The organism is Solimonas fluminis (assembly GCF_002930645.1).
Taxonomy (GTDB): domain Bacteria; phylum Pseudomonadota; class Gammaproteobacteria; order Nevskiales; family Nevskiaceae; genus Solimonas_A; species Solimonas_A fluminis.
On sequence record NZ_PSNW01000015.1, the window covers coordinates 35,275 to 56,573 of the forward strand.

Sequence of the window (21,299 nt, forward strand, 5' to 3'; positions counted from 1 at the left end):
AACCTTAGAATCCGGCATCCGAACTGCCTGATCCTGCGAGGTATTCCATGAGCCTGACCATGTATTCCGCCTCGGTGCCGGCCTTCGTCCGCCTGCTCGCCAGCCTGCGCGGCATCCTGGAGAAAGCGGCGGCCCATGCCGAGGCGCGCAAGCTGGACCCGGCGGCCCTCACCGGCTTCCGCCTCTACCCGGACATGTTCCCGCTGACGCGGCAGGTCCAGATCGCCACCGACATGGTCAAGGGTGCCGCCGCGCGCCTGGCCGGCGTGGACGTGCCGCGCTACGAGGACACCGAGACCACGTTCGCCGAGCTGATCGCGCGCATCGACCGGACGCTGGCCTTCCTCAGGGAATTCCGCCCGGAGCAGATCGACGGCAGCGAGGACCGGCCGATCCAGCTCAAGTCGCCGCGCGGGGAAATGAATTTCAGCGGCCGCGACTACCTTCAGTTCTTCGTGCTGCCCAACGCCTACTTCCACGCCACCACGGCCTACAACATCCTGCGCCACAACGGCGTGGAACTGGGCAAGCAGGATTTCCTCGGCCGCCCCTGAGGCCGCCGGCAGATCGCAGGGAGCGAGAGCATGAAGATACGCAACGGGATCGCGGCACTGCTGGCTGCCGGGGCGCTTTGCCTCGCCGGCGGAGCGCAGGCCAGGACCGTGGAAAAGGTGGTGGACTACCAGGTGGGCGACCAGGCCTACCGCGGCTACGTCTACTACGACACCGCCGGCGCCAAGAAGCGCCCGGTGGTGCTGATGGTGCCCAACTGGATGGGCACCTCCGAGGCCAATCGCCGCCAGGCCCGCAAGATCGCGGGGCGCGACTACGTGGTCTTCCTGGCCGACATGTACGGCCGCGACCAGCAGCCGGCCAATCCCGACGCCGCCGGCAAGCTGGTGGGTCAGCTCTACGGCAACCGCCTGGTGCTGCGCACCCGCGTGAAGGCCGCCAAGGAGCAGGCCCAGGCCGCGGTGAAGAAGCTCAAGCTGCCGGCCAACCCGGACAAGATCGCCGCCATCGGCTTCTGCTTCGGCGGCTCCACCGTGCTGGAGCTGGCGCGCACCGGCGAGGAGCTGAGCGCCGTCGTGTCCTTCCACGGCAACCCCTCGCTGGACGCGCCGGCGCCGAGCCAGCCGCCCAAGGCGCGCATCCTGGTGCTGCACGGCGACGCCGACCCCTACGTGCCGGTGGCGCAGATCAACGCCTTCCTCGACGAGATGCGCGCTGCCAAGGTGGACTGGCAGATGATGCGCTTCGGCGGCGCGGTGCACTCCTTCACCGACCCCGACGCCAACCAGCCGGGCAAGGCGATGTACGACCCGCGCGCCGCCAAGCGCGCCTTCGAGATGATGAAGGACTTCCTGGCGGAATCCTTCGCCGGCCGCTGAGGTCCATGGTGTCAGCCCCGGACGGGTGTCCGGGCTCAGGAGCGAGGTGAGGGACATGAAGACAGGACTGATCGCCGCACTGCTGCTGGCCCTGGGCTCGCTGCCGGGCATGTTGCAGGCCCAGGCCGAGCCGCCGGGCTTCGAGGGCATGCTGGGCGCCCACAACGGCATCCGCGCCGCCGTGGGCCAGGCTCCGCTGCGCTGGTCGGCCGCGGCCGCGGCGCAGGCCCAGTCCTGGGCCGACCAGCTGGCGCGCGAGAACTGCGCCGCGCGCTACAACCCCGACATGGCCCGCCGCGAGAAGTACGGCGAGAACGTGTTCCGCGCCACCGCCGGCCAGGCCTACGAGGGCTACCGCCGTACCGCGGCGCAGGTGGTCTCGCGCTGGAACGAGGAAGGCCGAGACTACGACCACAACCTGCACCAGTGCCGCAAGCAGGGCGGCACGCAATGCGGCCAGTATCTGCAGATGATCTGGGGCGCCACCGAGGAAGTGGGCTGCGGCCGCGCACGCTGCGAGACGGCCGAGGTCTGGGTCTGCAACTACACCCCGCGCGGCCTGCAGGAGGGCGTGAAGCCCTACGGCAACCCGCCGCCGCCCGCGGCCAGCCAGGCGCCGCAGGAGGTGGTGGTGGGTGCGCTGGAGTGCTCGGCCCTGCCGCAGGTGAACCCGGGCGTGGACTACCCGCAGCAGTCGCCGCTCAATTGAACCCGCAGGATCTGCCGATGCAGGAGCCGGCAAGCTGGCTCCTGCATCCGGCCCCGCGTTTCAGCCGCCGTGCGCGGCCAGCGCCTTCTCGAAGGCGCCGGAATGGTAGAAGCGCTGCAGCAGGCGCCGCACGCTGGGTTCCAGCATCTTCTTTTTCTTCAGCGCCTGGATCACGTGCGGCGCATGGCGCATGGCCTCGGCCAGCATCAGGTCGCGGTCGATGCCCAGGTCGTCCAGCAGGGCCTTGAGCGAGACCTTGCCATAGCGCTCGAAGAAGGCGTCGATGCCGGCGTCGATCAGCTGCGTGTAGATCGGCGCCTTGCGCAGCTCGCGCCAGTACTCGAAGCCGGTGACGAAGAATTCCTCCAGAGTGCGCTCGTCGATGTGGCGGCGCAGTTCGCCCAGGCGCAGGTTCTTCAGCTCCTTCCAGGCCCGCAGCGCGGCATCGCGCAGGATCTCGTCGCCCTCCTCGTCCAGCAGCATCTCCACCGCGCGCTGCGAGGCGCTGCCGACGCTCTTGGCGATGTAGCGGCGCAGGCCCTCCTCGACGGTGTCGTCGAGGCCCGACACGGCGGCGGCGCGGCTCAGCACGGCCTTGCCCAGCTTCATCATCGAGCGCGCGCCGGGGATGTTCTCGCCCAGGTTGGACTGCGACAGATAGCCGCGGATGCCGCTGAGCAGCAGTTCCGAGGCGATGCGGCCGTACAGCGGGCTGGCCACCACGCCGCGCACGATCGCCTCGCGCGCCGACCTCTGCTCCAGCACCAGGTCGGTGAATTCCTCGAACTGGCGGTCGCTCATCAGGGCGCTCAGGCGCGTATCGTCCAGCGCCGGGTGCGCGTGCACGACGCGCGCGATCTCGCCCACCAGCTCGGGAATGCCGGCGCCCAGGTCCAGGTTCGCCGCATAGGTATGGGCGGTGTCCTTGATCTGCTTCTTGGTCACCGCCTCGGAGAGCTTCAGCTTCGCCGCGTCGGCCAGGCCCTCGTCGAGCAGCTCGGCCACCACCGCCTTCAGCTCCTCGCCCTCCAGCTGTTCCAGCGTGAACTGCACGTGGGCATCCAGCAGCGCCTCGGCCAGCGGATGGGTCTTCTTCGTCATGTCCTGCTCCTCAAGAATGTTTGGTCGCGGAAGCACTGCGCCGCAGCCACAGCAACCCGCTCAAGCCGGTCAAGCCTATGCCGGCGGAGATCCACAGCACATGGCCGCCGAGCCGGTCCACCCCGATGCCGAACGCCAGTGGCGCGGCCGCCTGGGCGACGCGCGAGGGCGCCTCCAGCCAGCCGGCGCGCCGCCCGAAGCCGGCGGGGCCGAACAGCGCCAGCGGCAGCGTGCCCTTGATGATGGTCATCAGGCCGGTGCCCATGCCATGCAGCACCGTGAACACCGCGGCGAAGGGCGCGCCGAAGGCCATGATCAGCATCACCCCGAGCGGATGCAGCGACATCGAGATGCGCGCCGCCACCAGCGGATGGAAGCGGTTGAGGTAGCCGGCTTCGGCCAGGCGCCCCGCCACCTGGGAGACGCCGAACAGGGAGGCCGCCGCCACCGCCACGGCAGGCGTGCAGCCGATCCGCTCCAGGATGCGCGGCAGGTGCGTGGCCATGCCGGCGAACACCAGTCCGGAGCAGGTGAAGGCCCCGGCGATCACCCACATGGTGAGCGCCGGAGGGCCCGCGGCGGGCGCGGCGGCCTCGGCGCGATGCATCTCCAGGGGGCGCTCCACGCGCGGCACCAGCCAGCCGTGGATGCCCAGGCCGATGGTCAGGTGCGCCAGCGCCCACACGGCGCAGGCCACGCGCCAGCCGTAGTGCGCCTCCAGCGCCGCGGTCAGCGGCCAGCTCACGGTGCTGGAGAAGCCGCCAAGCAGGGTCACGCCGACGATGGAGCGGCGGGCGTCGCCGCGATACAGGCTGACCAGGGTGGAGAAGGCGGCATCGTAGAGGCCCATGGGCATCGCCGCGCCCAGCAGCAGCCAGCCCAGCGCCAGCTGCAGCGGCCCCTGGGCCGTGGCCATCAGCAGGTGCGCCGTGGCAAACGCCAGGTTGGAGGCCAGCAGGACGCGGCGTCCGCCGTGGCGGTCGATCAGCCCGCCCACCACCGGGCCCAGCGCCGCGGCCAGCAGCAGCGCGGCGGAGAACATCAGGTAGACCGTGGGAGGCGCCAGGCCCAGCGTCGCGGCCATGGGCCGCGCCAGCGTGGCGAGCAGGTAGTAGCTGGAGCCCCAGGCCAGCAGCTGGCCCAGGCCCACGGCGATCACGGTGCGGCGGCGCGACTCGCCGCTGGCGCTCACGCGCGCGCCGCGCTGCGCCCCGCCGGCGTGCCGGGCTTGCGTCCGTGCGAACGCTCGGCGTGCTTGGCATGGTGCAGGATCAGGTGCGAGAGCTTGGGCAGCAGCGCCGAGGGCAGGTCATGGCCCATGCCGTGGATGATCTCCAGCTGCGCCTCGGGAATGTGCTTCTTCAGGTCATGCGCCGCCGGCACCGGCACCAGCGGATCCTTGTCGCCGTGGATGATCAGCGTAGGCGCCTTGATGCGCGACAGCTGCTTCACGCGGCTGCCGGAGGCCATGATCGCGACCATCTGCCGCGCCAGGCCCTGCGGGTGGATGTTGCGGTCCAGCGCGCGGCCCACGTACTCGCGCAGTTCCGGCTCCGGCGAGGGATAGCCCGGGCTGCCGATCATGCGCCAGGTGTTCATGCCGAACTGCAGCAGGCTCTCGCGGTCGCGCGCCTTGGGCTTGGACATCATGCGCATCTGCACGCGCAGAGAGGGCTTCTTGAGCCAGGGGTTGCCGCTGCTGGTCATGATCAGCGTCAGGCTGCGCACGCGGCTGGCATGCCGGATGCCCAGGACCTGCGCGATCATGCCGCCCATGGACAGGCCCACCACGTGCGCGGTCTTGATCTTCAGCGCATCGAGCAGGGCCACGGCGTCCTCGGCCATGTCGTCCAGCCGGTAGCCGGCCTTCTGCGGCAGGCGCAGCGTGTACAGCAGGCCGCTGCGCATCAGGTCCGGCTTGCCGAGGTGGTCCAGCTTCTCCGACAGCCCGATGTCGCGGTTGTCGAAGCGGATCACATGGTAGCCGCCGGCCGCCAGGGCCTCGCAGAAGGCATCGGGCCAGTGCACCAGCTGGGCGCCCAGGCCCATGATCAGCAGCAGCGCCGGATTGGACGGATTGCCGAAGGTTTCGTAGCAGATCTGCAGGCCATTGGCCCTGACGTGCGGCATGGGTCACTCGCGCCGAAGGAGATGCCGGATTCTGTCACGGGCAGGCTATGCTTGGATTGACCCCTCGGACCATCCGCCCTGCTCATGAGCCAAGCTGCCCCCGCCCCTTGTTCCGACCCGTTCCAGCCGCTGCGCCTGCAGGGAGCGGACGGTGCGAGCCTGGAACTGCTGCCCTACGGCGCGCAGCTGCTGTCCTGGGTGCCTGCGGGGGAGCACGGCAACCGCCTGTTCCTCAGCCCGGCCGCGGAGTACCGCCACGGCGTCTCGGTGCGCGGCGGCATCCCGGTGGTGTTCCCCCAGTTCTCGGGACACGGCCCGCTGCCCAAGCATGGCTTCGCGCGCGTGCAGCCCTGGGCGCTGGAGCAGCAGGGCCCGGCGGGCTGCCGCATGCGGCTGCGCGAGTCGCCGCAGACGCTCGCGCTCTGGCCGCATCCCTTCGAACTGCGGCTCGACCTCGCCATGCAGGCGAACCGGCTGGAAGCGGCGCTGACGGTGCTCAACACCGGCAGCGCGGCCTTCGAGTTCACCGCGGCGCTGCACAGCTACCTGCAGGTCGACGACATCCGGCAGACCCGCCTGCATGGCCTGCAGGGCTGCCGCTATCTCGACGCCGTCCGCCACCGCGAGTACCACGTGCAGCAGCAGGAGCCGCTGCAGCTGGGCGAATGGATCGACCGCATCTACGTCGATGCCCCGGGCGAACTGCGGCTGGAGGAACCCGCGCGGCGCCTGCGCATCCGCCAGGAGGGCTTCACCGACACGGTGGTGTGGAACCCGGCCGCCGGGCTCACCGCCACCCTGGCCGACATGGAGCCCGACGGCTGGCTGCGGATGCTTTGCGTCGAGGCCGGCAGCACGCTGGCACCCGTCCGCCTGGCCCCGGGCCAGGCCTGGCGCGGCACCCAGATCCTGATCGCGGAATGAAGCGCCTGCTGCTCGTCTACCACAGCCAGAGCGGCCATACGGCCCGGCTCATGGAGGCGGTGCGCCAAGGCGCCGGGGAATTCGCCGATGACGTGGAGCTGCGCGTGCTGCGCGCCTTCGACGCCAGCCTGGACGACCTGCTCTGGGCGCAGGGCCTGCTGATCGGCACGCCCGAGAACTTCGGCTACCTCAGCGGCGCGGTGAAGGATTTCCTCGATCGCACCTACTACCCGGCCGAGGGCAAGACGCTGGGGCTGCCCTGGGCCATGTTCGTGTCCGCCGGCAACGACGGGACGGGCGCGGTGCGCGCGCTGGAGCGCATCGCCACCGGCTACGGCTGGACCCGCGTGGCCGAAGCGCTGATCGTGCAGGGCGAGCCCGACGAGGCCGCCTTGTCGCGCTGCCGTGAACTGGGCCAGACCCTGGCCGCCGGGCTGGCCTGCGGCATCTTCTGAAGCGGGCAAAAAGAAGGCGGGCCCAGATGGGCCCGCCGAGCGGAGGAACTGTTGCTCAGTAGGCGACGGGGTCCAGGCGCAGCAGCAGGTTGGGCGAACCCGTGCCCGGGCTGCCGACCTTGCCGCTGCTGGCGGCGGCCTTCAGGGCCGCATCCACCGCCGCGGGGCTGGCACCGATGTTGGCGGCGAGATAGCGCGCCGCCGCGCCCGCCACGTGCGGGCTGGCCATCGAGGTGCCGCTGAGGGTGCTGGAGCCGGTGCTGCTGTTGTAGGCCGCCGACACGATGCTGGAGCCCGGCGCGAACAGGTCCAGGCAGGCGCCGAAGTTCGAGTAGGAGGCCCTCGCGTCGGTGTTGGTGGTGGCGCCGACCGTGATGGCGCGCGGCACGCGGCTGGGCGAGCCGTTGCAGGCGTTGGCCGTCTCGTTGCCCGCCGCGACCACCACCGTCACGCCGGCATCGATCAGGTTGTTGACCGCCGTGTCGAGCAGGTCGGAAGCGCCGCCGCCCAGCGACAGGTTGGCCACCGCCGGCAGCTGCCGGTTGGCGGCGACCCAGTCCACGCCCGCGATGATGGTGGAGGTGGCGGTGCTGCGGCCGCAGCCGAATACGCGCACCGGGTGCAGGGTCGCGCGCTTGGCCACGCCGAAGCTGCTGCCCACCGCCGTGCCCGAGACGTGCGTGCCGTGGCCGTTGCAGTCGGTGGTGTTGGCCGGGTCGGTGGGCGGGCAGCCCAGGCCCAGCAGCGTGCACAGCAAGCCCTCGCTGCCGTTGGCGGCGAAGTTTCGCCCGGTGCTGACGCGGGTACCGAAGTCGGTGTGCGCGGCATTGAGGCCGGTGTCGATCACGTAGACATGCACGTTCTGGCCGGCGGTCGCGGGGTAGCTGTACTGCCCGTCCAGCGGCAGGTCGACCTGGTCGATGCGGTCCAGGCCGTAGGACGGCGGGTTCACCTGGGTCTCGCTGAGGAACAGCGTGCGATCCTGCTCGATGCGCAGCACGCGCGGGTTGCGCGCCAGGGCCTCGGCCGCGACGGCCGGCAGGCGCACGCTGAAGCCCTTGAGCGCGTGGGTATAGACCTGCCGCAGCTCGCCGCCGCCGACACTGCCCACCAGGCCCTGGGCGACCTGCCGCAGCGGCCCGCTGCGGGCCGCGTCCGGCGCCAGTTCGACGATGTACTGGTCGGGGATCAGTTGGCTGACCAGGCCGCGGATCGGTTGGGGGGCCGTGGCCTGCTGTGCCTGTGCGATGCCGGCCATGCCCAGCATGGCGAGCATGCCGAGGATCGTTTTGCCTTTCATTTTCAGACTCTCCTTGTCTACCGCTGAGCGGGCTCCCCAGCCCTGGACCCCGGCGCGAGCATACGCCCCGCCCCAGGCCGGAGCCGTGCGAAAAACCCCTACAGGCCTGTCCGCCTAAGGCGGGAAGCGCCGCGGGCGGGCACAAAAAAGGCGGCGCCCCGGAGGGCGCCGCCTTTGGCCACCAAACCGGACTCAGCGGCCGGTGAGGCGCGGACCGAAGTTGTAGCGCAGGCCCGCTTCCAGGCGGTCGTCGTCGCCCGCGCCCTGCACCGCCGCCACCAGGTCGAGCTGCGGCGTCAGGCCGTAGAGGCCGGAGACGCGCAGCGAGGTGTCATCGTCATCGCCGAAATCCACGTAGCGGATCTCGGGCGCCAGCTCCAGGCGGCCGTCGGCGTTCTGCCAGCGCAGGCCCGTGCGCAGGCCGAAACCGTTGTCGTCGGCCGGGCCGAACTCGATGTGCTCGTAGGTGGCGCCCGCGGTGAAGTCCAGGATGTTGTTCAGCGGCGTGTGGAACAGCGCACCGGCGCTGATCTGCTCCAGGTCGCCGGTATCGGCGTATTCGCCGATCAGCGCGACGTTCCGGTGGATGTCGCCCGATCCGGCGATGCGGAAGCCGGATTCGTCGTCGGGGCCGTAGTCGCGGTTCAGGAAGCCGCCTTCCAGGTAGGTGTAGTTGTGGGCGGCGGCCAGGCCGGGCATCGCGGCCAGGGCGCCGGCGGCGATCAGCAGACGCGTTCGAGTGAGGGTTTTCATGTCGGTGACTCCTGTCATGGGGGTGACGTCCGGCCTCTTCAGGGCCGCCGTTCCGCGGTCATGCGGTGCCAGCAGGATGGTCATGCCCGACTGAACCCCCCATGAACGTGACTCGGAACAAAGACTTGCCCACAATGCGCAGCCCGCCGGCAGCCGTCATCGCAATGGCACGCTCCGTGCGGACAATCTGCCGAGTCCCTCACCGCTCCAACCGCATGTCCCGCAAGATCGTCACGCGTCGCTCCCCCATCCATGGCAACGGCGTCTTCGCCGCCCGCAAGCTCGCCGCCGGCGACGAACTCATCGAGTACCGCGGCCGCCTGCTCACGCATGCACAGGCCGACCGCCTCTACGAAGGCGGCGTCGATACCGGGCACACCTTCCTGTTCACGCTCAACGAGCGCTACATCATCGATGCCAATGTCGAGGGCAACGAAGCGCGCTGGCTCAACCACAGCTGCGCCCCCAACTGCCAGGCCGTGTGGGCGGAAAGCACCGACGGCAATCCGAAGAAGGACCGCATCCTGATCGAGACGCTGCGCGAGATCGCGGCGGGCGAGGAGCTGACCTACGACTACGGCATCAGCCTGCCGGTGCGCCAGACCGCGAAGATGAAGGCCCTCTGGGCCTGCCGCTGCGGCGCGCCCGAGTGCAGCGGCACCATGCTCAAGCCCAAGCGCTGAGCGGCATGTTGCAGGGCGCGCGCGGCGCACTCCTGCATTGCGCAGCCCCCCAAAAGAAAAACCGCGGCACGAGGCCGCGGTTTTTTGTTTCAGCCCGGGGAGGCCTCAATCCAGCGAGCGCACCAGGTCATAGCCCTGCAGGGTCGCGTCGAACGAATACGAGACCTTGCCGAAGATGCTCATCGCGCCGCTGCTGCTGCCGCCGGGGATCAGGTCCGTCAGCGGGTTCGGCGGGATCGGGCGATCCATGCCCGGCCAGTTGTGGCCGCTGTCCTTGACCGTGACCATCGCCGCGCCGTGGCCGGAACCGCAGTTGTTGCTGTAGTTGATGTCCACCTGCTCGTTCAGCACCACCGTGGTGCCGGCGCCGGGGCAGCCATTGATCGTGCGGAAGTGGCCGTAGTTGACCACCGTGTCCTCGTAGGCCGGATCGCTGCTGCCTTCGACCAGGACCACGGCCACCGGCGAGACGGTGGCGGCCTTGGCCGCTGCCGCGGCGGCGGACAGGCACTCGGTGGACTCGGCCTCGCTGATCTTGCCGGAAGCCACCAGCAGCAGGCCCTTGATGCCGGTGTTGCCGGCGCAGAAGAAGCGGTTGGCCGCCGCGGCGCCGGAGGAGACGCCCGCCAGGATGACCGGAACGTCGTTGGGCAGGCCCGCGCGGGCCTTGGCGTCGGCGATCACCGCGGAGATCACCTCGGGGGCGCCTTCATAGTCCCAGTCGCTCAGCGCGATGGCGAGGATCTTGTACGGCGAGTCCGGGGCCACGACGGTCAGGTCGCGGGCCTTGGCCAGCTCGGACAGGCGCATGTTGTTGATCATCGTGGCGCCGTTGCCGCTGCGCCAGTGCAGGGCCACGTACAGGCCCTTCTTGCCGCCGTTGGCCGGACGGACCATGTCGTAGCTGGTACCGCCGGCGCTACCCTTCTCGGCGACCACGCCGCCATCGGCGCCGTCCTTGGTGCACTCGGAGGGATTCATCGAATTCACCGGCAGGCGCAGGTCGAGCGAGTCGCACTGGGTGTAGTACTCCGGCTGGCAGGACGTGCTGTCGGCCTGGGCGGCCTCGGCGCTGAACTGCTCGGAGCAGGACTTTGCGCTGCCGTTGGGGCCGCTGCCACCGCCACCACCACCGCCGCCGCAGGCAGCCAGCAACAGGGCCAGGGAACCGGCCAGGACCGTACCGGCTCCGCGGAATCGCTCGAACATGTGATGCATCTCCCTACAGAAAGACAGGCAAGCCGACGATTGCGGCCTAAGGTTATTCCACGATCAGGGGGCAGTTTAGCCCACTGGACAGGCTCCGGCCATTGGCAAATGCCCGCAAGCCTCGTCGGTCGGCGCCCGACAGTATGAATTGTCTATGCAGGCCGGAAGGCAGGTCCGGCACGGCAGAAGGGGGAGCCCCAAAAGAATCAGCCGCGGCGTGGGCCGCGGCTGAGGGTGAAACGATCCGCGGAATGATCGTTCAGAGCGGCTTGATCGCCGCCGCCTGCAGGCCCTTGGGGCCGCGGCGCACCTCGAATTGGACACGCTGTCCTTCCTTCAGGGTCTTGAAGCCGGTGCCCTGGATTTCGCGGAAGTGCGCAAACAGATCTTCACCGCCGCCTTCCGGAGTGATGAAGCCAAAACCCTTGGCCTCATTGAACCATTTGACGGTGCCATTGGAGACATTCGACATGTAACGTTCCTTCTGAACTATTTCAATGATGAAAGCGGGGTCTTCAACCGCCATCAAGTGTAGCCGGGGGATTGCACAGCACCGTCGTGGAACGATGAGGTAAGGCCGCGGTGAATACAGGCTTGTAGCGACTGCGTTTTGACTCTACAACAGTCCAAAGCCGCTTGTCGAACCGCGAAAAAGTGCAATAAGTCCCTTGGAGTCAGCCAGTTGGGACGCGCGTCACATCCCCGGGCGGGTCAGGTAGTGGTCCACCAGCAGCAGGGTGAAGATCGCCATCAGGTAGACGATCGAATAGCCGAAGGTCTTCATCGGCAGGCCTGCCACCGGCGCGTACTTGAGCCGGAAGGCGTAGTACAGGAACAGCCCGTCGAGGACCAGCGTGCCGGCCAGGTACAGCCAGCCCGACATGCCCACGGCGAAAGGCAGCACCGTCACCGCCGTCAGCAGCACGGTGTAGAGCAGCACCTGGGTACGGGTGAACTCCAGGCCGTGGGTCACCGGCAGCATCGGGATGTCGGCGGCGGCGTATTCCTTGTGCCGCTCGATCGCCAGCGCCCAGAAATGCGGCGGCGTCCAGATGAAGATGATCAGGAACAGGATCAGGGAGTGCGGGTGCACCTCCCCGGTCACCGCCACCCAGCCCAGCACCGGCGGCGCGGCGCCGGCGGCGCCGCCGATCACGATGTTCTGCGGCGTGGCGCGCTTGAGGTACAGCGTGTAGATGCCGGCGTAGCCGATCAGGGTGAACTGGGTCAGCACCGCCGTCAGCGGGTTGACCAGAAACCACAGCAGCACGAAGCCGGCGATGCCCAGCACCGTGGCGAAGGCGATGGATTCGGTCATCGTCAGGGTGCCGGTGACCAGGGGGCGGCCGCAGGTACGGGCCATGCGGGCGTCGATGTTGCGGTCGATGATCTGGTTCACCGCAGCGGCGGAGGCGGCCTGCAGCGCGATGCCGAGGGTGCCCCAGAGGAAGCCGCCCCAGGGTGGCAGGCCGGGCACGGCCAGGAACATGCCGACGATCGCGGTGAACACGATCAGCATCACCACGCGCGGCTTGGTGAGCTCGTAGTACTCGTTGAGCCGTGCCCGCAGGCCCAGGGTCTGTTCCATCGTGGCTGCCATGTCGTTAGCCGCCTACCGGCTGGCTTTCCAGGCGAAGAAATTGAGGCTGACCAGGGTCAGCAGGAGGATCGCGGCGCCGGCATTGTGCGCCGTGGCCAGGCCCAGCGGCAGCTGCAGCTTGACGATGGACAGGCCGATGGACAGCTGCAGAGCCAGTGCCGCGATCACGGCGGCGCCGAAGCCGCGCCAGATCGGGAACTCGCCGCGGCGCCACAGGAACAGGCCGAGCAGCAGCAGCGCCACGGTAACGGCCACGGCGCCGACGCGGTGGAAGAAGTGGATGGTCACGCGGGCGCGCGCATCGAGGATGCCGTGCTCGTAGTCGATACCCAGGCCATGCCACAGGGTGAAGGCGGTCTTGACGTCCAGCTCCGGCAGCCACTTGCCGTGGCAGGTCGGCAGGTCCGGGCAGGCCAGGGCCGAGTAGTTGGTGCTGGTCCAGCCGCCCAGGAAGATCTGCAGGCAGACCAGCAGCAGGGCCGCCAGGGCATAGCGGCGTAGCTTCGCCGGCGGCAGCGGCAGGGGCGACGGACCCTCCTGTGCCGGAGCGCGCTGCAGCTCGATGGCCAGCTGGCGCTCGGAGCGGTGGCGGGCGGGTTCGGCATCGGCGGCGGCCTTGGCGGGGCGGCCGCTGGCCAGCCACAGCCAGGCCAGCAGCGACAGCGTGGTCATGCCGCCGATCAGGTGCCCCGTCACGATCAGGGGCTTGAGCAGTTCGGTGACGGTCCACATGCCGAGCATGCCCTGGAAGATCACCAGGGCCACCAGGGCCCAGGGCAGCACCCGCGGCACGCCCTGCTCGCGCAGCTTCAGGCTCATGAACGCCAGCGCCAAGATCAGCAGGCCCAGCGTGGAGGCGAAGTAGCGGTGGATCATCTCCTTCCAGGCCTTGTGCGCCTCCACCGGGCGCTGCGGGAAGTTCTGCTCGGCGCGCGCGATCTCGTGCGCTTCCTGCGGCACGCCGAGGTGGCCGTAGCAGCCCGGCCAGTCGGGGCAGCCCAGGCCGGCATCCGAGAGGCGCACGAAGGCCCCGAGCACGACGACACCGAAGCACAGGCAGAGGGCGAGGAAGTTGATGCGGCGGAACCAGGACATGGCGGCAGGCTAGTGACGCGGCCGGAGGGCAGCGAGGGGCAGGGTTCGGGGGGCGGATTTTACAGGATCGGGACGATGGGGTCGGTTGGGCATTTCGCCCCAGCGGCGGCAAACCGTCGGGGGGCCATCCATGGCGGGACCTGGCCTCCTGATCCGCCCCCTGGGCGGCCGTCCCTGGCCGCCATGATCCGCAGCAGGCGGTGCCGTCCAGGCCTCGCCAAGGCGCAGCGGATCACCCGATCTGGCTGAGCCGCAGCAGCTTCTTGATGTCCTTCAGGATGCCCGGCGACTGCGCATCGCCCGGATAGACCATCAGCCAGTTGCCCAGCGGGTCGATCAGGTAGAGGGCCTGCGGGTCACGCGCTTCCAGGAAGCGGCCCAGGTCCTCGCCCCGGCCGCTGGCGGCCAGGAACACCAGGTCCGGGTGCTCCTTCTTCAGTGCCTCCTCCCCCGCCTTCAGGCCGGCGAGGTCGGGGGCGAGATACACGCGCTGCACGCGCTGGCGCTTCTCGTTGAGCAGGGTGCGGATCTGGCGGATCTGGTAGAGCTTCTGCAGGCAGGCGGTCTCGCAGCCGGCACCGGCCAGGTAGACGAAGCTCCACTTGCCGCGCAGGGCCTCACGGTCCTTCGGCTGGCCTGCCGCGTCCAGCAGCTGCAGTTCCGGCAGCGGCCGCGCCGGCGTCACCAGCTGGCCGTAGTTGGTCTTGTGGGTCGGCTGCCATCCCGGGGCGAAGAAGTAGAAGACGATGGCCAGCAGCAGCGGCGCGAAGAACAGCGTGGCCAGCAGCAGGAACTGGCCGCGGCCGCGGCCGACGGGGTGCTCGGTGGGATTCATGGTCGACGCTTGAGATTGAGCCTGATGAAGAGGACCAGCAGGGTCGCGGTGAAGGCGAACCACTGCAGGGCATAACCGTAGTGCTTTTGCGGCGGCACTTCGACGCCGATATTCCATTCGCGTTCATAGCCGCCGGGCACCTCGGGCGCCAGCAGCAGCAGGCCGGGCGCCACGCGCTCGCCCGGGTACAGGCAGACCAGGTCCTCGGCGGTGGGGTACTGCACCACGCGCGGGAAAGGCCGCCCGGCGCAATTATCGCTCGCCATGCGCAGGCCCGGCCGCGGCAGCGGCCGCCAGAAACCCTCGACGGCCTGCTTGCCGGCCGGGACGTCCAGCACCGGCAGCCGGCTGCGGTCCGGATGGGCCGGCAGCCAGCCGCGGTCCACCATCACCAGGTCCCCGTCCGCCAGGCGCAGCGGCGTCCAGGCGTGGTAGCCGGCGCGGCGCCTGGAACCCTGGTTGTCCAGCAGCAGCTGGCGCGGGCCCAGGTACTCGCCAGCCAGGGAGCGCCGCAGCATCGCCTCGGCCCGCGGAGGCTCGGCCGGGTCGAAGGGCGTCGCCGCCCCGCTGGCCGCCTCGGCGTAGGCCTGCATCAGCGCTTCCTTGGCCTGGCCGCGGTGGTACTGCCAGAGGCCCAGGTTGATCATCAGGGCACAGAGGGCGGCCGTGGCCAGCCAGGCCCACCAGGGCGGTCGGAAGCTGTACTTCATGGGAGCGGGTGGCGGGCGATCACGGTGGCGGACCGGTAAGATGACCGGCCCGCGGCCACAGGCGTTCCCTGCGTCGCCGCTTTCCCGCCTCCGGATGTGCTGCCCATGATCGTCAAAACCATCGTCATCGTCCTGCTGCTGGCCATCATCGGCGCCCTGATCGCCGGCGGCACCTTCCTGGTGAAGGACCCCGGCAACCGCCGCCGCATGCTCAACAGCCTGAAACTGCGCGTGGCCCTGTCGGTCACGCTGATCCTCTTCCTGGTCCTCAGCTACGCCATGGGCTGGCTCAAGCCCCACGGCCTCTACCAGGGCCGCCCCGCCGCCAGCGCCCAACAGGCTCCCTGAGTAATCCAACCCCGATACGAAAAAGGGCGGCCGGATGGCCGCCCCTTCTTTTTTTAGCCGTGGTTTCCTGCCGGCCGGATCAGAGCCAGTAGACCACGATGAACAGGCCGATCCAGACCACGTCCACGAAGTGCCAGTACCAGGCCACGCCCTCGAAGCCGAAGTGCGAGTCCGGCTTGAAGTGGCCGGACATCAGGCGCAGCGTGATCACCAGCAGCATGATCGTGCCCAGGGTCACGTGCATGCCGTGGAAGCCCGTCAGCATGAAGAAGGTCGAGCCGTAGATGCCGGAAGCCAGCTTCAGGTTCAGGTCGCCGTAGGCATGCATGTATTCCTCGGCCTGCAGGAACAGGAAGGCGCAGCCCAGGGCCACCGTCGCCCACATCCACAGGATCGTCTGCGTACGCTTGCCGGCCTTGAGCGCGTGGTGCGCGAAGGTCAGGGTCACGCCCGAGGTCAGCAGCAGCAGGGTGTTGACGAAGGGCACGTCGAACGCCGGGATGGTGTCGAAGTCGCCGTTGAGCTTGGCCGGGCCGTTGGTCGGCCAGGCGTTCTCGAAGCCGGGCCACAGCTGCAGGTTCGTCTCGATCTTGCTGCCCTCGCCGCCCAACCAGGGCAGCGACAGGTGACGGGCGTAGTACAGCGCGCCGAAGAACGCGCCGAAGAACATCACCTCGGAGAAGATGAACCAGGCCATGCTCCAGCGGTAGGTGCGGTCCACCTGCGCGCCGTAGAAGCCGCCCTCGCTCTCCAGGGCCACGCCGCGGAACCAGCGGAACAGGATGTAGACCAGCAGCGCGCCGCCGGCGTAGATGGGCAGCGGGCCGATGTGCTTGTCTTCCAGGTAGCTGGAGACGCCGCCGAGGATCGCGACCAGCGCCACCGTCAGCGCGAACGGCCAGGCGCTGGGAGCGGGTACGAAATAGCGGTCGGGATTCGGTGTGGCGTGGTCGGCCATGACAGTTCCTCTGTGTCTCAAATCTTCGGTTGTGCCGGTGCGCCCTGGTGGGCCACCTGCTCGACTTCAAAAAACGTATACGACAGCGTGACGGTATCCACGTCCTTGGGCAGGGCGGGGTCCAGCATGAATACCACCGGCATGTGCTTCTCCTCGCCCGCCGCGAACGGCTGCTGGTTGAAGCAGAAGCAATCCGTCTTGCGCATGTGCTTCGCCGCTTCCATCGGCGCGACGTTGGGCACGGCCTGCGCGACCAGGTCGCGGTTCTCGGTGTTGCGTGCGTAGAACTTCACCGCGCGCATTTCGCCGGGGTGGACCTTGACGCTGGTCTCCTCGGCCCGGAACTGCCAGGGCTTGCCGCCGTTGACGGTGGTGACGAACTGCACCGTCACCGTCCGGCTGGTGTCCACCTGCACCGGCTCCGCCACCGCGGCCTGCATCTTGACCTTGCCGTTCAGGCCGATCGCGTCGCAGAGCGCGTTGTACATCGGCACCAGCGCGAAACCGAAGCCGAACATGCCGGCCACGACGAGCACGAACTTGAAGGTGCTGCGCCGCGCGCCGGTGTTCATCAGCGATGGCTCTGCGCGACGACGAAGGCCGCCAGGATGCCGACCGCGATCAGGAGATGCACGATCCCCAGGATCTTGTTGCGGCGCGCCCGGGCGCGAAGATCGACGCTGCCCATGGTCATCAGCTCAGCTTGTGGTGATCCAGCGCATCGACCGAGTCATGCGCGGCGGTCAGTTCGTTGTCGGAAACGACCGGCGGCTCCTCGAAGGTGTGGTACGGGGCCGGCGAAGGCACCGTCCACTCCAGGCCATGCGCGCCTTCCCAGACGCGGTCCGGCAGGCCCTGCTTGCGGCCGAACCAGCCGTAGCAGCAGGCGAGCATGTTGATGATGAAGATGAACTGGGCCAGGAAGAAGCCGAAGGCGCCGATCGTGGACCAGACGTTCCAGTCGACGAACTGCACGGCGTAGTCCGGCACGCGGCGCTGCATGCCGGCGAGGCCTGCGAAGTGCTGCGGGAAGAACGTGATGTTGATGAAGATCGCCGAGAGCCAGAAGTGGATCTTGCCCCACTTCTCGCTGTACATGCGGCCGGTCCACTTCGGGATCCAGTAGTACACGCCGGCCAGGATCGCGAACACCGCGCCCGGCACCAGCACGTAGTGGAAGTGGGCGACGACGAAGTAGGTGTCGTGGTACTGGAAGTCCACCGGGGTGATGGCCAGCATCAGGCCCGAGAAGCCGCCGATGGTGAACAGGAACACGAAGGCCAGGGCGAACAGCATCGGGCTCTCGAAGGTCATCGAGCCCTTCCACATCGTGGCCACCCAGTTGAACACCTTCACGCCCGTGGGCACGGCGATCAGCATGGTGGCGAACATGAAGAACAGCTCGCCGGCCAGCGGCATGCCCACCGTGAACATGTGGTGAGCCCAGACGATGAACGACAGGAAGGCGATGGACGCCACCGCGTACACCATCGAGTCATAGCCGAACAGCGCCTTGCGGGCGAAGGTCGGGATGATCGTGCTGACGATGCCGAAGGCCGGCAGGATCAGGATGTACACCTCGGGATGGCCGAAGAACCAGAAGATGTGCTGGAACATGACCGGGTCGCCGCCGCCAGCCGCCGTGAAGAAGCTGGTGAGGAAGTACTTGTCGGTCAGCAGCATGGTCACGGCGCCGGCGAGCACCGGCATGACCGCGATCAGCAGGTAGGCGGTGATCAGCCAGGTCCAGACGAACAGCGGCATCTTCAGCAGGCTCATGCCGGGGGCGCGCATGTTCAGGATCGTCACCGCCACGTTGATCGCGCCGGTGATCGACGAGATGCCCATCAGATGCACGGCGAAGATCAGGAACGGGAAGGCGTTGCCGGTCTGCAGCACCAGCGGCGGATACATGGTCCAGCCGCCCGCGGGGGAGCCGCCTTCCATGAACAGCGTGCCCAGCAGCATGGTGAAGGCGAAGGGCAGGATCCAGAAGCCCCAGTTGTTGATGCGCGGCAGCGCCAGGTCGGAGCAGCCGATCATCATCGGCACCATCCAGTTGGCCAGGCCGACCCAGGCCGGCATCACGCCGCCGAAGATCATCACCAGCGCGTGCATCGTCGTCATCTGGTTGAAGAACTCAGGATCGACGAACTGCAGGCCGGGGTGGAACAGCTCGGCGCGGATCACCAGCGACATCAGGCCGCCGATGAAGAACATCGTGAACGCGAAGAACAGGTACAGCGTACCCAGGTCCTTGTGGTTGGTGGTCTTGATCCACCGCATGATTCCCTTCTCGGGACCATGGTGCTCGTGATCGTGATCGTGAGCGTGATCGTCGTGGGCGTGGTCGTGATGAGCCATGTTCTACTCCTGAATTTCTTAGCGCGCGGCGGCGACGGCGGCGGGCTGGACCACACCGCTGCTGTTGCCCCACGAGTTGCGCTGATAGGTCACCACGGCAGCGACGTCGAGATCGGACAGGTGCTTGAACGGAGGCATCATGCCCTTGCCGTTCAGCGTCTGCTTGATGTGGTCGACGGCGGCGCCCTTGACGATCTTGCTGCCGACCAGCGACGGGAAGTTCGGCGGCAGGCCCTTGCCGGTGGGCTGGTGGCAGGCCGAGCAGTTGGCGGTGTAGACCTGCTCGCCCTTCTTCATCAGCTCGTCCTTGGACAGGTCCTTGGCGGCGGCGGGGGCAGCCGGGGCGGCGGCGGCCGGAGCGGCGGCAACCTCCACCGGAGCGGCGGCCGGGGCGGCGTCGGTGGCGGTGGTCGCGGCGGCGGCCACTTCGACCGGGGCGGCGGCGGCCGGGGCGGCAGCGGCGGCTTCACCGCCCTTCTGCTTGGCCAGCCAGGCCTGGTACTCGGCCTCCGGCAGGGCGCGGACCACGATCGGCATGAAGCCGTGGTCGCGGCCGCAGAGTTCGGCGCAGACGCCGCGGTAGACGCCCGGCGTGTTGATCTTGGCCCAGGTCTCGTTGACGTAGCCGGGGATCGCATCCTTCTTCACGGCGATCTCGGGCACCCACCAGGCGTGGATCACGTCGTTGGAGGTGACCAGGAAGCGGACCTTCTTGCCGACCGGCAGCACCAGCTCGTTATCGACGTTGACCAGGTAGTTGCCGCCGTCGACCTTCTTGAGCTTCTCGAGCTCGTCCTTGCTGAAGGTCTTGGCCCAGGCGGCGCCGCTGAGCAGGCCGTTGCCGTCGTGCTGGCGGGCGGCGTTGGACTCGGCGGCGAGGGTGGAGAAGAACTTCACGTCTTCGCCGATGTACTCGTATTCCCACTTCCACTGGTAGCCGGTGATCTTCACCGTCATGTCCGCGTTGCGGGTGTCTTCCATCTTGATCAGGGTGCCGGCCGCCGGGATGGCCATGCCGATCAGGATCAGGAAGGGCGCGGCGGTCCAGAGGATTTCCACCGTGGTGGACTCATGGAAGTCGGCCGGCTTGTGGCCCTTGGAGCGGCGGTGGTTGATGATCGAGTAGATCATCAGGCCGAAGACGACGGTGCCGATCGCCACGCAGATCCAGAAGATCAGCATGTGGAGGCTGTGCACCTCCTTGCTCAGGTCAGTGACGCCGGTCGGCAGGTTGTAGCCGCCGCTCGTTTCCGTGTAGGCCTGCGCGACAAACGCCGCCAGAGCCAGTGAGGTACCTGCTGCGATACGCGCAAGCCGTCCCATCTTCATCGCCTTACTCTCCCGAACATAAGTCTTGGGTGGAGGGCTCCGGCCCCCTACCGACTGCAGCCGCCGCGCCCTCGGGCGCCACCGGCCTCAGCAATTCCTTGATGCGCTCGCGCAACGCCGCACGCTCGTCATCGGTGAGGCAGCGGCCGATCTCGACCCTCCGCCCCGCGTACATCAGCAACAACCGCTGCGGATCGTTCCGGCGACGGCCCGGTTCCAGCACCGCCCGCGTCCACGTCCGCGGCCAGACCAGGCGCCGCCCCACCCCGCTCCCCAGGGAGCCGAACTCCACCGCCAGCTGCCCGCCTTCGAAGCTGAGCACCTCGCGGTAACGGTTACGCCTCAGGGAAACCCACAGGGCCGCCCCAAGCGCCGATAACTCCAGGCCCGCAAACGGAAAAATGGGCCAGAACCCCTGGGCGGCGAACACCCCCGCGATGCCCAGGCCCGGCACAGAGACCAGGGCCATGAACCCGGCCGCCTGACGCGGGGTCAGGGAAGCATTGGGTCCGATAACCAGTCTGGTGTTGACGGGGGCAGTCATCCGACGGCGTCCAGCCGCGGAATTGTAGTGCAACGCAATCGGGCCGCGCAAAGGCCGCAGCGGCGATTTCAGCATCCGGAACAGTCGTTTTCGCGCGATCCGGCGCCGCCTGAAGCCCCCTTCGGCTGCCGCGGCGGAGCCGGCGCTAGGCGTCCCCGTCCGGCTCCGGGGCCGGCGGCGGCCGCAGGAAGCGCTCCAGCGGCGCCAGGTCCAGCGCGCGGCCGGCTCCGGCCGCGTCGGCGCCGGCGGGAATCACGCCCAGCAGCGGCGCGGCGAAGCGGCGGCGCAGGGTCTCGATGTTGCCTTCCAGCAGAGGCATCTGCGGCGGCAGCACGTTGGCGATCCAGCCGGCCAGCTTCGCGCGCCGGGTGATGGACTCGGCGCTGAGCAGGGCATGGTTGAGGCAGCCCAGGCGCATGCCCACCACCAGGATCACCGGCCACTCGCGCTCGGCCACCCAGCTGCCCAGGGTCCAGACCTCGTCCAGCGGCACCTGCCAGCCGCCGGCTCCCTCGGCCACGATGACCTCGTGGCGCGAGGCCAGCTCGCGCTGCGCCACGTCCAGATCGGCCCTGCGGATGCGCCGCCCTTCCAGCTCCGCCGCCAGGTGCGGCGCCGCCGGTTCGCGCAGCAGGCAGGGGTTGATCAGTTCGTAGGGCTCGTCCGTGCCGCCGGCGTCCTGCAGCGCCAGGGCGTCCTCGTTGCGCAGTCCCTGCGGGGTCTGCATGCCGCCGGCCGCCACCGGCTTGAAGCCGCAGGCGCGGTAGCCCTGCGCCCGCAGGGCCCGCAGCAGTCCGCAGGCCGCCAGGGTCTTGCCGGCGCCGGTGTCGGTGGCGGTGACGAAGAGGGTGGAAGTCATCT

The 21,299-nt window shown here is 68.7% G+C and carries 25 protein-coding genes; 7 read left to right on the top strand and 18 right to left on the bottom strand.

The window, feature by feature from the left end; translation table 11 throughout:
• The first annotated feature begins 47 nt into the window (after window positions 1-47).
• The 3 genes from C3942_RS19775 to C3942_RS19785 are packed head-to-tail and all read left to right on the top strand — an operon-like array spanning window position 48 to window position 2,100.
• A complete protein-coding gene (locus C3942_RS19775) occupies window positions 48-554 on the top strand; it encodes a DUF1993 domain-containing protein (protein WP_104232100.1) in 507 nt (168 codons plus the stop codon).
• A 30-nt stretch (window positions 555-584) separates the two neighbouring features.
• Window positions 585-1,391 carry a dienelactone hydrolase family protein gene (locus tag C3942_RS19780; RefSeq protein ID WP_104232101.1) on the top strand — a complete coding sequence of 269 codons (807 nt, stop codon included), beginning with the start codon at window positions 585-587 and terminating at the stop codon, window positions 1,389-1,391.
• Between the two features lie 55 nt (window positions 1,392-1,446).
• On the top strand, window positions 1,447-2,100 hold the full coding sequence (locus C3942_RS19785) for a CAP domain-containing protein (protein ID WP_104232102.1): 654 nt from the start codon (window positions 1,447-1,449) through the stop codon (window positions 2,098-2,100).
• Window positions 2,101-2,160: 60 nt separating this feature from the next.
• Here C3942_RS19785 and C3942_RS19790 read toward each other — a convergent pair whose 3' ends face one another.
• The 3 genes from C3942_RS19790 to C3942_RS19800 are packed head-to-tail and all read right to left on the bottom strand — an operon-like array spanning window position 2,161 to window position 5,331.
• On the bottom strand, window positions 2,161-3,201 hold the full coding sequence (locus C3942_RS19790) for a hypothetical protein (RefSeq protein WP_104232103.1): 1,041 nt from the start codon (window positions 3,199-3,201) through the stop codon (window positions 2,161-2,163).
• Between the two features lie 10 nt (window positions 3,202-3,211).
• Window positions 3,212-4,393, bottom strand: coding sequence for an MFS transporter (locus C3942_RS19795; RefSeq protein ID WP_104232104.1), 1,182 nt, complete (start codon window positions 4,391-4,393; stop codon window positions 3,212-3,214).
• Window positions 4,390-5,331, bottom strand: coding sequence for an alpha/beta fold hydrolase (locus C3942_RS19800; protein ID WP_104232105.1), 942 nt, complete (start codon window positions 5,329-5,331; stop codon window positions 4,390-4,392). The genes C3942_RS19795 and C3942_RS19800 overlap by 4 nt, the downstream gene beginning before the upstream one ends.
• Before the next feature lie 84 nt (window positions 5,332-5,415).
• On the opposite strand from C3942_RS19800, the gene C3942_RS19805 reads away from it, so the two are divergent.
• Window positions 5,416-6,255 carry a D-hexose-6-phosphate mutarotase gene (locus C3942_RS19805; protein ID WP_104232106.1) on the top strand — a complete coding sequence of 280 codons (840 nt, stop codon included), beginning with the start codon at window positions 5,416-5,418 and terminating at the stop codon, window positions 6,253-6,255.
• Window positions 6,252-6,710, top strand: coding sequence for a flavodoxin family protein (locus tag C3942_RS19810; protein ID WP_104232107.1), 459 nt, complete (start codon window positions 6,252-6,254; stop codon window positions 6,708-6,710). The genes C3942_RS19805 and C3942_RS19810 overlap by 4 nt, the downstream gene beginning before the upstream one ends.
• 55 nt (window positions 6,711-6,765) lie before the next feature.
• On the opposite strand, the gene C3942_RS19815 is transcribed toward C3942_RS19810, so the two are convergent.
• On the bottom strand, window positions 6,766-8,010 hold the full coding sequence (locus C3942_RS19815; protein WP_243393687.1) for a S8 family peptidase: 1,245 nt from the start codon (window positions 8,008-8,010) through the stop codon (window positions 6,766-6,768).
• Between the two features lie 192 nt (window positions 8,011-8,202).
• Window positions 8,203-8,763, bottom strand: a complete 561-nt coding sequence (locus C3942_RS19820; protein WP_104232108.1) for a hypothetical protein — start codon at window positions 8,761-8,763, stop codon at window positions 8,203-8,205.
• A 215-nt stretch (window positions 8,764-8,978) separates the two neighbouring features.
• Here C3942_RS19820 and C3942_RS19825 point away from each other — a divergent pair, with 215 nt between their 5' ends.
• Window positions 8,979-9,446: an SET domain-containing protein gene (locus C3942_RS19825; protein WP_104232109.1), complete on the top strand. Its 468-nt coding sequence runs from the start codon at window positions 8,979-8,981 to the stop codon at window positions 9,444-9,446.
• Between the two features lie 105 nt (window positions 9,447-9,551).
• On the opposite strand, the gene C3942_RS19830 is transcribed toward C3942_RS19825, so the two are convergent.
• The 6 genes from C3942_RS19830 to C3942_RS19855 form a co-directional block, all read right to left on the bottom strand.
• On the bottom strand, window positions 9,552-10,655 hold the full coding sequence (locus tag C3942_RS19830) for an alpha/beta hydrolase family protein (protein WP_104232110.1): 1,104 nt from the start codon (window positions 10,653-10,655) through the stop codon (window positions 9,552-9,554).
• Between the two features lie 259 nt (window positions 10,656-10,914).
• Entirely contained in the window at window positions 10,915-11,127 is a 213-nt protein-coding gene (locus C3942_RS19835) for a cold-shock protein (protein ID WP_104232111.1), read from the bottom strand.
• 222 nt (window positions 11,128-11,349) lie between these two features.
• Window positions 11,350-12,255 (bottom strand): heme o synthase, encoded by a 906-nt coding sequence (gene cyoE / locus C3942_RS19840; RefSeq protein ID WP_104232112.1) that lies wholly within the window; start codon window positions 12,253-12,255, stop codon window positions 11,350-11,352.
• A gap of 12 nt (window positions 12,256-12,267) precedes the next feature.
• Complete coding sequence (locus tag C3942_RS19845; protein WP_104232113.1) at window positions 12,268-13,350, bottom strand: COX15/CtaA family protein; 1,083 nt, start codon at window positions 13,348-13,350, stop codon at window positions 12,268-12,270.
• 232 nt (window positions 13,351-13,582) lie between these two features.
• On the bottom strand, window positions 13,583-14,185 hold the full coding sequence (locus tag C3942_RS19850) for an SCO family protein (protein WP_165797550.1): 603 nt from the start codon (window positions 14,183-14,185) through the stop codon (window positions 13,583-13,585).
• Complete coding sequence (locus tag C3942_RS19855; RefSeq protein WP_104232115.1) at window positions 14,182-14,895, bottom strand: SURF1 family protein; 714 nt, start codon at window positions 14,893-14,895, stop codon at window positions 14,182-14,184. The genes C3942_RS19850 and C3942_RS19855 overlap by 4 nt, the downstream gene beginning before the upstream one ends.
• A gap of 105 nt (window positions 14,896-15,000) precedes the next feature.
• Here C3942_RS19855 and C3942_RS19860 point away from each other — a divergent pair, with 105 nt between their 5' ends.
• Entirely contained in the window at window positions 15,001-15,243 is a 243-nt protein-coding gene (locus tag C3942_RS19860; protein WP_104232116.1) for a twin transmembrane helix small protein, read from the top strand.
• 79 nt (window positions 15,244-15,322) lie between these two features.
• Here the strand turns inward: C3942_RS19860 and C3942_RS19865 are convergent, their stop codons facing one another.
• From C3942_RS19865 to bioD, 7 genes are all read right to left on the bottom strand, one after another.
• On the bottom strand, window positions 15,323-16,201 hold the full coding sequence (locus tag C3942_RS19865; RefSeq protein WP_104232117.1) for a cytochrome c oxidase subunit 3: 879 nt from the start codon (window positions 16,199-16,201) through the stop codon (window positions 15,323-15,325).
• Between the two features lie 17 nt (window positions 16,202-16,218).
• Complete coding sequence (locus C3942_RS19870; RefSeq protein WP_104232118.1) at window positions 16,219-16,773, bottom strand: cytochrome c oxidase assembly protein; 555 nt, start codon at window positions 16,771-16,773, stop codon at window positions 16,219-16,221.
• Entirely contained in the window at window positions 16,773-16,895 is a 123-nt protein-coding gene (locus C3942_RS22885; RefSeq protein ID WP_279331288.1) for a hypothetical protein, read from the bottom strand. The genes C3942_RS19870 and C3942_RS22885 overlap by 1 nt, the downstream gene beginning before the upstream one ends.
• Window positions 16,895-18,565: a cytochrome c oxidase subunit I gene (locus tag C3942_RS19875; RefSeq protein ID WP_104232119.1), complete on the bottom strand. Its 1,671-nt coding sequence runs from the start codon at window positions 18,563-18,565 to the stop codon at window positions 16,895-16,897. Before C3942_RS19875 ends, C3942_RS22885 begins: the two co-directional genes overlap by 1 nt.
• 18 nt (window positions 18,566-18,583) lie before the next feature.
• Window positions 18,584-19,888, bottom strand: coding sequence for a cytochrome c oxidase subunit II (gene coxB, locus C3942_RS19880; RefSeq protein WP_104232164.1), 1,305 nt, complete (start codon window positions 19,886-19,888; stop codon window positions 18,584-18,586).
• A 10-nt stretch (window positions 19,889-19,898) separates the two neighbouring features.
• Complete coding sequence (locus tag C3942_RS19885) at window positions 19,899-20,438, bottom strand: DUF2244 domain-containing protein (RefSeq protein ID WP_165797551.1); 540 nt, start codon at window positions 20,436-20,438, stop codon at window positions 19,899-19,901.
• A 145-nt stretch (window positions 20,439-20,583) separates the two neighbouring features.
• Complete coding sequence (bioD, locus tag C3942_RS19890) at window positions 20,584-21,297, bottom strand: dethiobiotin synthase (protein ID WP_104232121.1); 714 nt, start codon at window positions 21,295-21,297, stop codon at window positions 20,584-20,586.
• Window positions 21,298-21,299: the final 2 nt, after the last annotated feature.

Bases quoted from the DNA above. Each gene is read 5' to 3' on its own strand.
- C3942_RS19775 (WP_104232100.1), top strand. From the start codon at position 48: ATGAGCCTGACCATGTATTCCGCCTCGGTGCCGGCCTTCGTCCGCCTG.
- C3942_RS19780 (WP_104232101.1), top strand. From the start codon at position 585: ATGAAGATACGCAACGGGATCGCGGCACTGCTGGCTGCCGGGGCGCTT.
- C3942_RS19785 (WP_104232102.1), top strand. From the start codon at position 1,447: ATGAAGACAGGACTGATCGCCGCACTGCTGCTGGCCCTGGGCTCGCTG.
- C3942_RS19790 (WP_104232103.1), bottom strand. From the start codon at position 3,201: ATGACGAAGAAGACCCATCCGCTGGCCGAGGCGCTGCTGGATGCCCAC.
- C3942_RS19800 (WP_104232105.1), bottom strand. From the start codon at position 5,331: ATGCCGCACGTCAGGGCCAATGGCCTGCAGATCTGCTACGAAACCTTC.
- C3942_RS19805 (WP_104232106.1), top strand. From the start codon at position 5,416: ATGAGCCAAGCTGCCCCCGCCCCTTGTTCCGACCCGTTCCAGCCGCTG.
- C3942_RS19810 (WP_104232107.1), top strand. From the start codon at position 6,252: ATGAAGCGCCTGCTGCTCGTCTACCACAGCCAGAGCGGCCATACGGCC.
- C3942_RS19815 (WP_243393687.1), bottom strand. From the start codon at position 8,010: ATGAAAGGCAAAACGATCCTCGGCATGCTCGCCATGCTGGGCATGGCC.
- C3942_RS19820 (WP_104232108.1), bottom strand. From the start codon at position 8,763: ATGAAAACCCTCACTCGAACGCGTCTGCTGATCGCCGCCGGCGCCCTG.
- C3942_RS19825 (WP_104232109.1), top strand. From the start codon at position 8,979: ATGTCCCGCAAGATCGTCACGCGTCGCTCCCCCATCCATGGCAACGGC.
- C3942_RS19830 (WP_104232110.1), bottom strand. From the start codon at position 10,655: ATGTTCGAGCGATTCCGCGGAGCCGGTACGGTCCTGGCCGGTTCCCTG.
- C3942_RS19835 (WP_104232111.1), bottom strand. From the start codon at position 11,127: ATGTCGAATGTCTCCAATGGCACCGTCAAATGGTTCAATGAGGCCAAG.
- cyoE (WP_104232112.1), bottom strand. From the start codon at position 12,255: ATGGCAGCCACGATGGAACAGACCCTGGGCCTGCGGGCACGGCTCAAC.
- C3942_RS19845 (WP_104232113.1), bottom strand. From the start codon at position 13,350: ATGTCCTGGTTCCGCCGCATCAACTTCCTCGCCCTCTGCCTGTGCTTC.
- C3942_RS19850 (WP_165797550.1), bottom strand. From the start codon at position 14,185: ATGAATCCCACCGAGCACCCCGTCGGCCGCGGCCGCGGCCAGTTCCTG.
- C3942_RS19855 (WP_104232115.1), bottom strand. From the start codon at position 14,895: ATGAAGTACAGCTTCCGACCGCCCTGGTGGGCCTGGCTGGCCACGGCC.
- C3942_RS19860 (WP_104232116.1), top strand. From the start codon at position 15,001: ATGATCGTCAAAACCATCGTCATCGTCCTGCTGCTGGCCATCATCGGC.
- C3942_RS19865 (WP_104232117.1), bottom strand. From the start codon at position 16,201: ATGGCCGACCACGCCACACCGAATCCCGACCGCTATTTCGTACCCGCT.
- C3942_RS19870 (WP_104232118.1), bottom strand. From the start codon at position 16,773: ATGAACACCGGCGCGCGGCGCAGCACCTTCAAGTTCGTGCTCGTCGTG.
- C3942_RS22885 (WP_279331288.1), bottom strand. From the start codon at position 16,895: ATGACCATGGGCAGCGTCGATCTTCGCGCCCGGGCGCGCCGCAACAAG.
- C3942_RS19875 (WP_104232119.1), bottom strand. From the start codon at position 18,565: ATGGCTCATCACGACCACGCCCACGACGATCACGCTCACGATCACGAT.
- coxB (WP_104232164.1), bottom strand. From the start codon at position 19,888: ATGGGACGGCTTGCGCGTATCGCAGCAGGTACCTCACTGGCTCTGGCG.
- C3942_RS19885 (WP_165797551.1), bottom strand. From the start codon at position 20,438: ATGACTGCCCCCGTCAACACCAGACTGGTTATCGGACCCAATGCTTCC.
- bioD (WP_104232121.1), bottom strand. From the start codon at position 21,297: ATGACTTCCACCCTCTTCGTCACCGCCACCGACACCGGCGCCGGCAAG.